The organism is Jeotgalibacillus alimentarius, from assembly GCF_000829445.1.
Lineage (GTDB): Bacteria > Bacillota > Bacilli > Bacillales > Jeotgalibacillaceae > Jeotgalibacillus > Jeotgalibacillus alimentarius.
Window position 1 is genome coordinate 57,882 of sequence record NZ_JXRQ01000008.1, and the last position, 12,405, is coordinate 70,286.

The following is a 12,405-nucleotide window of genomic DNA, read 5'->3' on the forward strand; positions in this document are numbered from 1 at the left end:
GGTTTTTTATATGCAAAAATTTAATTGAGGGAGTGTTTAGCATGGAAGAACAAATTAAAGTGACTTTTCCTGATGGAAACAGCAAGGAGTATCCTAAAGGCATTACAGTTGAAAAAATCGCTTCATCAATCTCATCAGGTCTGAAGAAAAAAGCTGTGGCCGGTAAAGTAAATGGACAGCTGCTTGATCTTCGTACACCGCTTGAGCAGAATGCTGAGGTTGCGATTCTAACACCGGACGATGAGGAAGCTCTTGAAGTGATGCGTCACAGTGCAGCCCACCTGATGGCTCAAGCAGTTAAGCGGTTATATCCTGATGCAAAATTCGGAGTTGGCCCTGTGATCGAAGGTGGATTCTACTACGATATTGATACTGAATCTTCTATTTCAACTGAAGATCTTCCGCGTATCGAAAAAGAAATGAAAAAAATCACTGGTGACAATATTAACGTAGAACGTGAAGTTGTCAGCAGGGATGAAGCAGTCAGCCGCTTTGAAGAAATCAATGACCCTTATAAGCTTGAACTGATTGAAGCGATCCCGGCAGAAGAAGATGTATCAATTTACAAACAGGGCGAATTTTTTGACCTTTGCCGCGGAATTCACGTACCATCAACAAAGCATATTAAAGAATTTAAGCTGTTAAGCGTTGCCGGTGCATACTGGAGGGGCGACAGTGATAATAAAATGCTTCAGCGTATCTATGGAACTGCCTTCTTTAACAAAGAAGACCTTCAGCACCACCTTGATATGCTTGAAGAGGCGAAGCAGCGTGACCACCGTAAGATCGGGAAAGAACTGGACCTGTTCACAAGCTCTCAGCTTGTAGGTCAGGGACTGCCAATCTGGCTGCCAAAAGGTGCTACGATCCGCCGTACAATCGAACGTTATATTGTAGATAAAGAAATTTCACTTGGCTATGATCACGTGTACACACCTGCACTGGGCAGCGCTGAGCTTTACAAAACGAGCGGTCACTGGGATCACTATGAAGAAGGTATGTTCCCGCCGATGGAGATGGATAATGAAACACTTGTCCTACGCCCGATGAACTGTCCGCACCACATGATGGTGTATAAGCAGGATATTCACAGTTATCGTGAACTGCCGATCCGAATTGCAGAACTTGGTCTGATGCACCGTTATGAAATGTCAGGCGCACTATCTGGACTGCAGCGCGTTCGTGCAATGACACTGAATGATGCGCACATTTTTACCCGCCCTGACCAGATTAAAGAAGAATTCCAGCGCGTTGTGCGTTTGATCGAAGAAGTGTATAAAGACTTTGGTTTGCATGATTATAAGTTCCGTCTTTCTTACCGTGATCCTGAAGATACTGAAAAGTACTTTGATGATAATGCGATGTGGGAAAAGGCCCAGGCAATGCTGAAAGAAGCGATGGATGATATGGGCCATGACTACTTTGAAGCTGAAGGTGAAGCAGCATTCTACGGCCCGAAACTTGATGTTCAGGTGAAAACAGCGATTGGTAAAGAAGAAACACTGTCTACAGTGCAGCTTGACTTCCTTCTTCCTGAGCGCTTTGATCTGAATTATATCGGTGAAGATGGTAAGCAGCATCGCCCGGTTGTTATCCACCGCGGCGTCGTTTCTACAATGGAACGCTTTGTTGCATTTCTGATTGAAGAGCATAAAGGAGCGCTTCCTGCATGGCTTGCTCCGGTGCAGGTACAGGTCATTCCGGTATCTCCATCAATCCACCTTGACTTTGCTAAAAAAGTACAGGATGAGCTTCAGCTCGCAGGTGCGCGTGTAGAAGTTGATACGCGTGATGAGAAGATGGGTTATAAGATCCGTGAAGCGCAGATGAAGAAGATTCCTTATATGCTGGTTGTAGGAGATAAGGAAATGGAAAATGAGGAAGTGAACATACGTAAGTATGGTGAGCAGGATACTGATACTGCCCCGCTTTCAGCATTTGCACAGCAATTAAAACAGGAAATCTCAAGATAATAAAAAACTGCCGGGCTCTCCGGCAGTTTTTATTATTCTCTTTTATACTCTTTTTCAGTCCCATCACTGAACTTAACCTCAATTTCAATTGATTCATAACCATCTTCAACTTCAAATCCCTCAATGACGCTGTCGATCACTTCCACATCAGGTGTATCAAGTGTAAAATCAAACACACTTAATACGGGCTGGATCTCCTGATACGCATCATCACCGGACATCGTGAGCATATCCCGTTCATTTTCATAAGCAGCTTCTATTTCGCTGCCTTCACTGTCATAGGAGATCTCAAAGTCATTATCGTTTCCTTCATAATCAGCGTCCATTTCAAATGTCAGAAAGGAAATACCGGTATCATCAGGTCCTGAAGCATTATCTGAAGCCGGCTGTTCTTCTGCCTGCTCAGCTGTTTCCTCAGGCGTGGGGTCTTCTACAGTTTCGCTTTCTTCACCGCAGGCAGCAAGCACCAGACTGAAGCTTGTCAGTGCAGCGATCGTATATCTTTTTTTCATCTTCATTCCTCCAGTGGAAGTTACGATTTGTTATCCATGCTATTGCCTGAATCCATTGCTTTAAAACATGAATACTTGTTAAATATGTGAGTTTATGTGGAAATCTTTAAAAAAGTATTGCTTCCCTTTCATATATCTGATATCATCAGTTTTGTTGATTAAGAACTTGGATTGACATTCAACTCGACATTTGCTACAATAGCAAGAGTGAATCGAATACGGATTTGTGTACAAGAAGAGGCACCCGCTTCTCACCTTCCCGGCCTATAAGCTGGATGGTCACACGCATGTACCCTTAACTAGGGCATTATGTGTATGGTAGCGGGAGACTGATGAAGTTTCCGGCTTTTTTTGTTGTCGAAAACACGTCACAATGGTATTCAAAATCAATCCGGAGGTGGATTACTATTAGCAAGGACAACACACAGATTAATGAAAGCATCCGTTCACGCGAGGTGCGTCTGATTGATCAAAACGGTGAACAGCTAGGTGTTAAATCAAAGAATGAAGCGCTTGATATTGCAGCGCGTGTCAACCTTGACCTCGTTCTGGTTGCGCCAAATGCTAAGCCGCCTGTTGCAAGAATTATGGACTATGGTAAGTACAAATTCGAACAGCAGAAAAAAGAAAAAGAAGCACGTAAAAATCAAAAAATCATCAATTTAAAAGAGGTTCGTCTGAGCCCTGGAATTGAAGAACATGATTTCAATACAAAGCTTCGTAATGCACGGAAGTTCCTTGAAAAAGGCGATAAAGTAAAAGCTTCAATCCGTTTCCGCGGACGTGCCATTACACATAAGGAAATCGGTCAGAGAGTGCTTGAGCGTTTTGCTGAAGAATGTAAAGATCTTTCTACAGTAGAAACTAAGCCGAAGATGGACGGCCGCAGCATGTTCCTTATGCTTGCACCAACGAACGAAAAGTAATGATTTAAGGAGGATACTACTCATGCCAAAAATGAAAACTCACCGTGGATCAGCTAAGCGTTTCAAGAAGACAGGTAAAGGAAAGCTTAAGCGTTCACGTGCATTCACTAGTCACCTTTTCGCTAACAAGTCAACAAAAGCTAAGCGTAAACTGCGTAAAGGCTCACTTGTGTCTTCAGGCGATTACAAACGCATCAAAGATATGATCTAATTCTAAAAATAATGAACATGATTTATTAGGAGGTAATTTACTATGCCACGTGTTAAAGGTGGAATCGTTTCTCGTAAACGTAGAAAAAGAGTTCTTAAACTCGCTAAAGGTTATTATGGTTCAAAACACACGCTATACAAAGTAGCTAATCAGCAGGTAATGAAGTCAGGAAACTATGCTTTCCGTGACCGTCGTCAGAAAAAGCGTGATTTCCGTAAGCTATGGATCACTCGTATCAACGCAGCTGCGCGCACAAACGGCCTTTCTTACAGCCGTCTAATGCACGGTCTTAAGCTTGCAGGTATCGAAGTAAACCGTAAAATGCTTGCTGATCTTGCTGTTGCAGATGAAAAAGCATTCGCACAGCTTGCAGACGCTGCTAAAGCTGAACTTAACAAGTAATATCAATCAGACTGTCCTTCACCGGGCAGTCTTTTTTAATGTCGTCAGGCAGATTGTGTTAAGATAGTTCCGTTCAATCGTTAATGCTTGAAAGAGGTGTAAATATGGATACGTTAATTATTTTGTTTTACTTAATCATGACTGCAGTTGGATTCATGTCGATGAGAAATGATAAAAAACGTGCGCAGAAGAATGAATACAGAATTTCAGAGAAAACATTGTGGACAATCGCATTTTTAGGAGGCGCTCTGGGATCGTGGGTCGGAATGAGCTTCTATCGTCATAAAACAAGACATACCTCCTTCAGGATCGGTATGCCATTTCTTGTGATTTTATATAGTGGATTAATTATATGGGTAACGGGTTAACACCTGACAAAGTCTACATGTATACAGGCTTTTGTTCTGCCGGGACAAAAAAGGGGTAAGCCTCTTCACTTTCAAACGTGAAGAGGCTTACCCCCTTTTTCTGTAGATAGAGCGCCGCATTATAGCCAGCTGCGGAACTGAAAAATCAATCAGTCCGTATCTTCCTTTTCAAGAAGCTCCCGGATCGGACTTTTCCAGTCAATTTTTGCGTATGGATAGTTGCTCTTGATTTCAGTCTCTATAAAACGGAAATCTTCCACCTTAAACCCCTGCAAATTAGCCGGGTCATCCGGCCAGACGAATATACTCACAACATCAAACGAACGGTCAGCCTCGCCAAGGTATTTCTCGCCCTGAAACATAACTCCGTTGTACGTGATGAAAAAGTTTTTCCTCGGGTTGCGTGCATCATCGTGGAAGTAGTAGTCTTCTTTTTCATGAGCGAGCTCAAGCTTTCTTTTAGGATCAAACAAATATTTTATCCCTTTATATAGCAGATAGAGTATCAGTACAGTAATCAGTACTCTGAGCAGAATTAAGATCATGTGAAACCCCCTGTAACTCCTTTTACCCTTGTACGTATTCAGACTCGGAAAAGTTTCAGTTTTTCTATGATTTTTTGTTAAACTGAATCAGAAGGAGAGGGTATGATGTTGAACTGGGAAGAACTGTATCACATGCAATATGAATTGGATTCTTTTATTGAAAAAGAAAATAACCTGTCAGGTAAAGATCTGTTAAGAGAAAAACTGCTTGCTTTATCAGTAGAAGCAGGGGAGCTTGCAAATGAAACAAGGTGTTTTAAGTTCTGGAGCCGAAAAGGACCTTCGGAAAAAAGTGTGATCCTTGAAGAATATGTAGATGGCATTCATTTTCTATTATCCATTGGTCTTGAAAAGGATTTCAGATTTTCGGACAGCGCTGCTGAAGAGGGAAGCCAATCGCTGACGGATTTATTTATAGCATATAACACGAGTATTAGTGAGTTCGAACGGGACCAGACTAAAGACCATTATATTCAGATGTGGCGTGTGTATTTAGCCATTGGTGAAAAGCTCAGCTTCAGTGCACAGGATACGATAGAGGCTTATATTCAAAAAAACAAAGTTAACGTTGAGCGTCAAAAAAATGAATACTAATTTTGTGAATACTCTGTCGAAGTGGTATAATGACTGTTGGAAATATGTTAGGGAGGCGAAGAAATGACAAAATATAATGAACAGCTGACTATGCTGAAAGATTTAACGGATGCAAAAGGAATTCCGGGTAATGAACGGGAGCCACGAGAAGTTATGAAGAAATACATATCGCCATTTGCTGATGAAGTGTCAACAGATGGTATCGGAAGCCTGATCGCAAAGAAATCAGGTGAAGAAGGCGGACCGCGCGTGATGGTGGCAGGTCACCTCGATGAAGTCGGCTTTATGATCACACAGATTGATGACAAAGGCTTTCTTAAGTTCCAGACAGTCGGTGGCTGGTGGTCTCAGGTCATGCTGGCTCAGCGTGTAACGATCGTAACCAATAAAGGGGATATCACAGGTGTAATTGGATCAAAACCACCGCATATCCTCCCTCCGGAAGCGCGGAAAAAGCCTGTTGATATTAAAGACATGTTTATTGATATCGGTGCATCATCTAAAGAAGAAGCAATGGAATGGGGCGTAACACCTGGTGATATGGCTGTTCCATATTTTGAGTTCACAGTGATGAACAATGATAAAATGCTTCTTGCAAAAGCCTGGGATAACCGTATCGGATGTGCGATTGCCATTGATGTGCTTCGACATCTGAAAGACCAGCAGCATCCGAATGAAGTCTTCGGAGTAGGTACAGTCCAGGAAGAAGTCGGCCTGCGCGGTGCCCGTACAGCAGCTGCAACGGTAAAACCTGATATCGGTATTGCAGTCGATGTTGGTATTGCAGGAGATACGCCTGGTGTGACAGCTAAAGAAGCAAGTTCAAAGATGGGTGACGGTCCTCAGATTATTCTATATGATGCATCAATGGTCGGTCATAAAGGACTGAGAGATTTCATTACGAATATTGCTGATGAGCACGGAATTCCTTATCAGTTTGATGCGATTGCAGGCGGAGGAACAGATGCAGGTTCGATACACTTATCTGCGACAGGTGCACCTTCTATTGCGATTACTGTAGCATCACGCTACATTCATTCACACGCAGCGATGATTCATAAGGATGATTATGAGAATGCAGTGAATCTGATCGTGGAAGTCATTAAAAAGCTTGACCGTGATACTGTTAATTCAATTACGTTTGATTAATGTGAATGATTGTCTAATAAATGCAGAAGAACAAGATTTATTAGCGATCTAATTATCATATTCTAGGTGAACGGAGTGGAAGGCGGTGACTCCGGGATGTTAAGCGGGAGAGCTGAGACCCCGCAGCGCAAAGCGTGAGGAGGCTCAGCGACCGCCGTCCGGAAAGCATCCGCCTGAAACGCAGTGAACCGGTTACAGTATCAGAGGCTGAGACTTTTTTACATGTCTCAGCCTTTTTTTGATATGATGGCATTAATAATGAAAAAGGAGTCTATTATGCCAATTATTGAATATGCGCTGTTGTTTCTTGCGGCAGCTACGCCGTGGCTTGAGATTGCGCTGGTGATCCCGCTTGGAATTTTGAGGGGGCTGTCTCCGTTCTGGGTGATGATAACGGGGTTTGCAGGTAATCTGTTAACTGTCTTTCTGCTGGTTGTTTTATTTCAGAAAGTGAAGGAATATATGGCAAGACGAAAAGAAAAAAGTGAAGGTGAAAAAGAAGGAAAGCGACAGACGAGGGCGAGAAATATTTGGAATAAGTATGGGTTACCCGGCCTGTCACTTCTTGGACCTATCCTGATTGGTACGCACATTGCTGCTTTTATCGCGCTGACATTAGGTGCTGATAAAACGCGCGTATTAATCTGGCAGGTGATCAGTATTGCGCTGTGGACGCTTGCATTCGGCTATGCTGCAGTGTTTGGAGTGGACTTTTTGCTTAATGCTTAAGTCCGCTTTCAAGCACCTGCAGCATTTTTTGCTGTTCTGCTTCAGGGCTTTCTTTCCAGATGATCTCAAACAGCACACCAAGTCCAGGCAGGAGCTGTTCTTCCTCTCTCTGAATTGAATCAACAATCGTATCCTTCAGCTGCTCAACGTTGTTTTCTTTTACATTTTGTACGACGGTTTGTCTAATATTCAAATTCATCGTCAACCCTCCATTCAGAATGATAGTTTCTCCATCTTCACTTTGTTTATACATAAAAACTCGGCTATAATAAGAAAATCGATGAGACAGGGAGTTGCATACACGTGATTCAATCACTGCAAAATACGAAAGTAAAAGAGTGGAAAAAGCTTACGACGAAAAAAGGCCGCGATAAGAGCGGATTATTTATAGCTGAAGGATGGCATCTGACTGAAGAGGCAATTAAAGCTGATGCAGCAGTAGAAGTGATTGTAAAAGAAGGAATAGAACTGCCTGACTATCTTGAGGAGGCAACGATACATTTTGTCACTGAAGAAATTGCGCTCTCGCTTGCAGAGACTGAACATACACAAGGTGTATTCACCGTCTGCAGACAGCCTTCTGCTGAATTCGAGAGCCTTAAGGCAGCGAACATTCTGATGCTTGATGCTGTACAGGATCCGGGTAACCTTGGCACAATGATCAGAACAGCTGATGCAGCTGGAATAGATGCCATTATACTTGGGAAAGGCACCGCTGATCCATATAATGCAAAAGTACTCCGCTCCGCACAGGGCAGTCATTTTCACCTGCCATTGATCAGACAAGACCTGTCTTCGGCAATTGAAGCATGTAAAGAGCTTGGAATTCCTGTATTCGGAACTTCTCTGCAGGGTGCTGAGCCTTATGGTCACACTGCACAGCAGGAAAAGTTTGCATTGATTGTCGGTAATGAAGGTGCCGGAGTAAATCCTGAGTTTCTTGAACTGACAGATCAAAACCTTTATATCCCGATCTATGGAAAAAGCGAATCATTAAATGTGGCGATTGCTGCAGGGATCCTGCTTTATCATTTGAAAAAACAATGATTGTCTTTAAAATGAATTTCAAGTAGTATATACTTGTTGTGAAAAGAAATAAAAACGTTGACGGAGAAAAGTAATCTGGTCAATTTGTGTGACAGGGAAGGTGGATCCTTGACTGAAAATCCGCCTGCACAAACCATGATGAAGTTCACCTCCAGAGTTGTCACCGGGACCGCATATTGCGTAAAGGTGTACCGGCTAAACGCCGTTATCAGTCTAATGAGCGGATCTGTCTGTTATGACGGATCAATCAGGGTGGTACCACGGAATCAAAGCACTTCGTCCCTTTTACCAGGGGTGAAGTGCTTTTTTATATTGATCCGGCTCCTAGTCTGAGCCGATGAATTAGAGGAGGAACGCATGTAATGGAACAACGATTACAGGAACTGAAGCAGGAAGCACTTGAAAAAGTTCAGCATGCTGCTGACTTAAAAGAATTAAATGATGTCCGGGTTGCTTATCTGGGTAAAAAAGGACCGATCACTGAAGTGCTGAAGGGAATGGGTAAGCTCTCAGCTGAAGAACGCCCTAAGATGGGCGCGCTGGCAAATGAAGTGCGCGACCAGATAACAGGTGCGATCGAAGAAAAGCAGATAGGACTTGAAAAAGAAGCAGTTGAAAAACAGCTTGCTGAAGAGTCAATTGATGTCACACTGCCTGGGCGTCCTGTGCCAGCTGGTCACGCTCACCCGCTGACAACTGTCATTGAAGAAATTGAAGATCTGTTTATTTCGATGGGTTATACCGTTGAGGAAGGCCCTGAAGTTGAGAAGGATTACTACAACTTCGAAGCGCTTAACCTGCCTAAGGGTCACCCTGCAAGAGATATGCAGGATTCATTTTATATTACAGAAGATGTGCTGCTCAGAACACACACTTCACCTGTACAGGCAAGAACAATGGAACGTCACGCAGGAAAAGGCCCTGTGAAAATTATCTGTCCGGGTAAAGTGTATCGCCGTGACAATGATGATGCCACGCACTCTCATCAGTTCATGCAGATTGAAGGCCTTGTAGTGGATGAAAATATCCGTATGAGTGATCTGAAAGGAACGCTGAATGTATTTGCGAAGAAAATGTTTGGTGAAGACCGTGAAATCAGACTTCGTCCAAGTTTCTTCCCATTTACAGAACCGTCAGTTGAAATGGATATTTCATGCAAGATCTGTGGTGGTAAAGGCTGCAGCGTGTGTAAAGGCACAGGCTGGATTGAGATTCTTGGAGCTGGAATGGTGCATCCAAACGTCTTAAGAATGGCTGGATTTGATCCTGAAAAATATACAGGGTTTGCATTTGGAATGGGACCGGAGCGGATTGCCATGTTGAAATACGGAATTGATGATATCCGTCATTTCTACACGAATGATGACCGTTTCTTAAAACAATTCGCACGTAAGGAAATTCGCTAAGGAGGATCTGACATGTTTGTATCTTATAAATGGCTGGAAGAATATATTGACTTAACTGATGTAACACCTGAAGAACTTGCTGAGAAGATTACACGCTCAGGAATTGAGGTTGAAGGAGTAGAAGTACCTGCAGAAGGGATTAAAAATGTGGTCATCGGACACGTTGTCTCATGTGAAAAACATCCGGAAGCAGACAAGCTGAACATTTGTCAGGTGGATGTAGGAGAAGATGAGAACGTACAGATTATCTGTGGCGCTCCAAACGTTGCCGAAGGACAGAAAGTAGCTGTAGCAAAAGTAGGCGCAGTACTTCCCGGTAATTTTAAAATTAAAAAAGCGAAGCTGCGCGGTGAAGCTTCTCACGGGATGATCTGCTCACTTCAGGAGCTTGGCGTAGAGGCAAAGCTTGTTGAAAAGAAATATGCAGAAGGTATTTTTAATTTCCCTCAAAATGCAGAAGTCGGTGCAGATGCGCTTGAAGCACTGATGCTCGATGATGCAATTTTAGAACTCGGTCTGACACCGAACCGCGCAGATGCAATGAGTATGATTGGTGTGGCTTATGAGACAGGCGCTATTCTTGATCGTCCTGTAAAGCTGCCTGATCTGAGCTATGACACTGTCTCAGAGAAAGCGGAAGATGCGATTAAGGTAAGCGTTGAAGCGACTGAAGAAAATCCGATCTACCTTGCAAAAGTAGTAAAGGATGTTAAAGTCGGTGAATCTCCACAGTGGTTGAAAAACCGTCTCGTTGCTGCCGGCATCAGACCACATAACAATGTTGTTGATATCACGAACTATATTCTGATTGAATACGGCCAGCCGCTTCATGCATTTGACCTCGATCAGATTAAAACAGGCCAAATTGTCGTCCGTCTTGCCAAGCAGGGTGAGAAGATTAAGACGCTTGATGAGGCTGAGAGAACGTTAAGTGACAATCATCTGGTGATCACGAATGGTGAAGAGCCGATGGCGATTGCAGGTGTGATGGGCGGCTATGACAGTGAAGTGACTGATCAGACAGTCAATGTTGTCATTGAGTCTGCATACTTCGCACCGTCTTCAGTACGTCAGACGTCAAAAGAGATCGGCTTGCGCAGTGAAGCAAGCTCGCGTTTTGAAAAAGGTGTGGATCCCAAGCGTGCAGCACTTGCAGCAGAACGCGCAGCCCAGTTGATGTCACTGTATGCAGATGGAAAAGTACTCTCCGGTACATCTGCCGCTGAACATATGGATATCAAAGAAAAAGTGATTTCAATCAGCCTTGAGAAAATTAATCGTGTAACTGGTACAGATCTTTCTGAAGCTGATGTGCTCGATATTTTCCGCCGGCTGCAGATTGAAGCAGAAGCAAAAGACGGCATCATTACAGTGTCAGCTCCAACGCGCCGCGGGGATCTTGAAATTGAGGAAGATCTGATCGAAGAGGTTGCACGTCTTTATGGATATGACAATATTCCAATGACGCTTCCGGTTCATGAAACAAATCCGGGCGGACTATCTCCGAGACAACAAAAGCGCCGTTTGATTCGTCAGACAATGGAAGGGGCAGGACTTGTTCAGGCTGTCACGTATTCACTGACTAACCAGCAGAAAGTCACTGAGTTTGCGCTTGAGGTGAAAACACCTGTTGAGCTAATGATGCCAATGAGTGAAGAAAGAAGCCAGCTGAGACAAAGTATCATTCCGCAATTGCTTGAGAGTGTTTCATACAACAGCGCGAGACAAAAAGATTCTTCAGCATTTTATGAAACAGGGTCAGTCTTCCTGTCTGAAGGCGGAGAACTGCCGAACGAAGAAGAACATCTTGCCGGAGCGCTGACAGGTCTGTGGCAGCTGCATCCATGGCAGGGGGAGAAAAAGCCGGTTGACTTCTATGTAGCAAAAGGTATTTTAGATACCCTTTGGGAGAAGCTTGGTGTAACTGAAGATATCCGCTATGAAGCTGCTAAAATGGATCAGCTGCATCCTGGCAGAACAGCTGCCGTTATTTACAAGGGCCAGCCGATCGGCATTGTCGGACAGGTTCACCCTGTCAAAGCAAAAGAGCTTGACCTAAAGGAAACATATGTATTTGAAATCAAGCTTGAAGCGATTTACCAGGAAGAATCAGCGCCGCTTAAATATAACGCGATTCCAAGATACCCTTCTATCTCACGCGATATCGCGCTTGTGACAGATAGAGATGTAGCAGCAGGTACAATTGAGTCGGTTATTAAACAAGCCGGCGGAACACTGCTGAAGCAGGTTCAATTATTTGATCTGTATCAGGGGGATAAAATGGAGGAAGGTAAAAAATCTCTTGCATTCTCACTGACGTATATGGATCCTGAACGTACATTAACAGATGAAGAAGTCGTAAAAGCACATACCAAAGTGCTTGAAGCGGTTAAGCAGGAAACAGGCGCAGAACTGCGTTCATAAATGTAAAAAAGCTGAGACGTTTGGTCTCAGCTTTTTTGATGGCGTTTTTACATGATTTAGGTGACATGGGAGGGACGGAGCTTCCTGATTCACTTTTGGAATGATTCTAAAAATGGTAC

14 protein-coding genes and 1 other annotated feature are annotated in these 12,405 nt (G+C 43.5%); of the genes, 11 read left to right on the top strand and 3 right to left on the bottom strand.

What is annotated here, in order from left to right; genetic code table 11:
* Positions 1-41 precede the first annotated feature (41 nt).
* Positions 42-1,973, top strand: coding sequence for a threonine--tRNA ligase (thrS, locus tag KP77_RS01365; RefSeq protein WP_041120946.1), 1,932 nt, complete (start codon positions 42-44; stop codon positions 1,971-1,973).
* A gap of 32 nt (positions 1,974-2,005) precedes the next feature.
* On the opposite strand, the gene KP77_RS01370 is transcribed toward thrS, so the two are convergent.
* Positions 2,006-2,485, bottom strand: coding sequence for a YusW family protein (locus KP77_RS01370; RefSeq protein WP_041120947.1), 480 nt, complete (start codon positions 2,483-2,485; stop codon positions 2,006-2,008).
* Positions 2,486-2,817: 332 nt separating this feature from the next.
* On the opposite strand from KP77_RS01370, the gene infC reads away from it, so the two are divergent.
* From infC to KP77_RS01390, 4 genes are all read left to right on the top strand, one after another.
* Positions 2,818-3,411: a translation initiation factor IF-3 gene (infC, locus tag KP77_RS01375; RefSeq protein WP_084218545.1), complete on the top strand. Its 594-nt coding sequence runs from the start codon at positions 2,818-2,820 to the stop codon at positions 3,409-3,411.
* A gap of 22 nt (positions 3,412-3,433) precedes the next feature.
* Complete coding sequence (rpmI, locus tag KP77_RS01380) at positions 3,434-3,622, top strand: 50S ribosomal protein L35 (protein ID WP_039810275.1); 189 nt, start codon at positions 3,434-3,436, stop codon at positions 3,620-3,622.
* Between the two features lie 42 nt (positions 3,623-3,664).
* A complete protein-coding gene (gene rplT, locus KP77_RS01385; RefSeq protein WP_041120948.1) occupies positions 3,665-4,024 on the top strand; it encodes a 50S ribosomal protein L20 in 360 nt (119 codons plus the stop codon).
* Positions 4,025-4,128: 104 nt separating this feature from the next.
* On the top strand, positions 4,129-4,392 hold the full coding sequence (locus KP77_RS01390; protein WP_041120949.1) for a DUF1294 domain-containing protein: 264 nt from the start codon (positions 4,129-4,131) through the stop codon (positions 4,390-4,392).
* Positions 4,393-4,541: 149 nt separating this feature from the next.
* Here the strand turns inward: KP77_RS01390 and KP77_RS01395 are convergent, their stop codons facing one another.
* Positions 4,542-4,937 carry a hypothetical protein gene (locus tag KP77_RS01395; protein ID WP_041120950.1) on the bottom strand — a complete coding sequence of 132 codons (396 nt, stop codon included), beginning with the start codon at positions 4,935-4,937 and terminating at the stop codon, positions 4,542-4,544.
* Between the two features lie 102 nt (positions 4,938-5,039).
* On the opposite strand from KP77_RS01395, the gene KP77_RS01400 reads away from it, so the two are divergent.
* The 3 genes from KP77_RS01400 to KP77_RS01410 all read left to right on the top strand — a co-directional run bounded on the left by KP77_RS01400 (position 5,040) and on the right by KP77_RS01410 (position 7,409).
* On the top strand, positions 5,040-5,531 hold the full coding sequence (locus KP77_RS01400; protein WP_235420641.1) for a dUTP diphosphatase: 492 nt from the start codon (positions 5,040-5,042) through the stop codon (positions 5,529-5,531).
* A 63-nt stretch (positions 5,532-5,594) separates the two neighbouring features.
* A complete protein-coding gene (locus tag KP77_RS01405) occupies positions 5,595-6,680 on the top strand; it encodes a M42 family metallopeptidase (RefSeq protein WP_041120951.1) in 1,086 nt (361 codons plus the stop codon).
* Between the two features lie 276 nt (positions 6,681-6,956).
* A complete protein-coding gene (locus tag KP77_RS01410; RefSeq protein WP_041120952.1) occupies positions 6,957-7,409 on the top strand; it encodes a small multi-drug export protein in 453 nt (150 codons plus the stop codon).
* Here the strand turns inward: KP77_RS01410 and sspI are convergent.
* Positions 7,399-7,608: a small acid-soluble spore protein SspI gene (gene sspI / locus KP77_RS01415; RefSeq protein WP_041120953.1), complete on the bottom strand. Its 210-nt coding sequence runs from the start codon at positions 7,606-7,608 to the stop codon at positions 7,399-7,401. The two genes, KP77_RS01410 and sspI, sit on opposite strands and share 11 nt — an antisense overlap.
* Positions 7,609-7,706: 98 nt before the next feature.
* On the opposite strand from sspI, the gene KP77_RS01420 reads away from it, so the two are divergent.
* From KP77_RS01420 to pheT, 3 genes are all read left to right on the top strand, one after another.
* Positions 7,707-8,456 (top strand): TrmH family RNA methyltransferase, encoded by a 750-nt coding sequence (locus tag KP77_RS01420; protein WP_041120954.1) that lies wholly within the window; start codon positions 7,707-7,709, stop codon positions 8,454-8,456.
* Between the two features lie 48 nt (positions 8,457-8,504).
* Positions 8,505-8,743 (top strand) — a binding site (T-box leader).
* Positions 8,744-8,818: 75 nt separating this feature from the next.
* Positions 8,819-9,862, top strand: a complete 1,044-nt coding sequence (gene pheS, locus KP77_RS01425) for a phenylalanine--tRNA ligase subunit alpha (RefSeq protein WP_041120955.1) — start codon at positions 8,819-8,821, stop codon at positions 9,860-9,862.
* A 12-nt stretch (positions 9,863-9,874) separates the two neighbouring features.
* The gene (gene pheT / locus KP77_RS01430; RefSeq protein ID WP_041120956.1) at positions 9,875-12,286 is read left to right on the top strand and encodes a phenylalanine--tRNA ligase subunit beta; all 2,412 of its coding nucleotides are present in this window, start codon (positions 9,875-9,877) and stop codon (positions 12,284-12,286) included.
* The last annotated feature ends 119 nt before the right edge of the window (positions 12,287-12,405 follow it).

Excerpts from the sequence above, each read along its gene's own strand:
- infC (WP_084218545.1), top strand. The coding sequence starts at position 2,818 with ATGAAGTTTCCGGCTTTTTTTGTTGTCGAAAACACGTCACAATGGTAT.
- KP77_RS01400 (WP_235420641.1), top strand. The coding sequence starts at position 5,040 with ATGATGTTGAACTGGGAAGAACTGTATCACATGCAATATGAATTGGAT.
- rplT (WP_041120948.1), top strand. The coding sequence starts at position 3,665 with ATGCCACGTGTTAAAGGTGGAATCGTTTCTCGTAAACGTAGAAAAAGA.
- KP77_RS01390 (WP_041120949.1), top strand. The coding sequence starts at position 4,129 with ATGGATACGTTAATTATTTTGTTTTACTTAATCATGACTGCAGTTGGA.
- KP77_RS01370 (WP_041120947.1), bottom strand. The coding sequence starts at position 2,485 with ATGAAAAAAAGATATACGATCGCTGCACTGACAAGCTTCAGTCTGGTG.
- KP77_RS01405 (WP_041120951.1), top strand. The coding sequence starts at position 5,595 with ATGACAAAATATAATGAACAGCTGACTATGCTGAAAGATTTAACGGAT.
- KP77_RS01395 (WP_041120950.1), bottom strand. The coding sequence starts at position 4,937 with ATGATCTTAATTCTGCTCAGAGTACTGATTACTGTACTGATACTCTAT.
- sspI (WP_041120953.1), bottom strand. The coding sequence starts at position 7,608 with ATGAATTTGAATATTAGACAAACCGTCGTACAAAATGTAAAAGAAAAC.
- pheT (WP_041120956.1), top strand. The coding sequence starts at position 9,875 with ATGTTTGTATCTTATAAATGGCTGGAAGAATATATTGACTTAACTGAT.
- thrS (WP_041120946.1), top strand. The coding sequence starts at position 42 with ATGGAAGAACAAATTAAAGTGACTTTTCCTGATGGAAACAGCAAGGAG.
- KP77_RS01410 (WP_041120952.1), top strand. The coding sequence starts at position 6,957 with ATGCCAATTATTGAATATGCGCTGTTGTTTCTTGCGGCAGCTACGCCG.
- rpmI (WP_039810275.1), top strand. The coding sequence starts at position 3,434 with ATGCCAAAAATGAAAACTCACCGTGGATCAGCTAAGCGTTTCAAGAAG.
- pheS (WP_041120955.1), top strand. The coding sequence starts at position 8,819 with ATGGAACAACGATTACAGGAACTGAAGCAGGAAGCACTTGAAAAAGTT.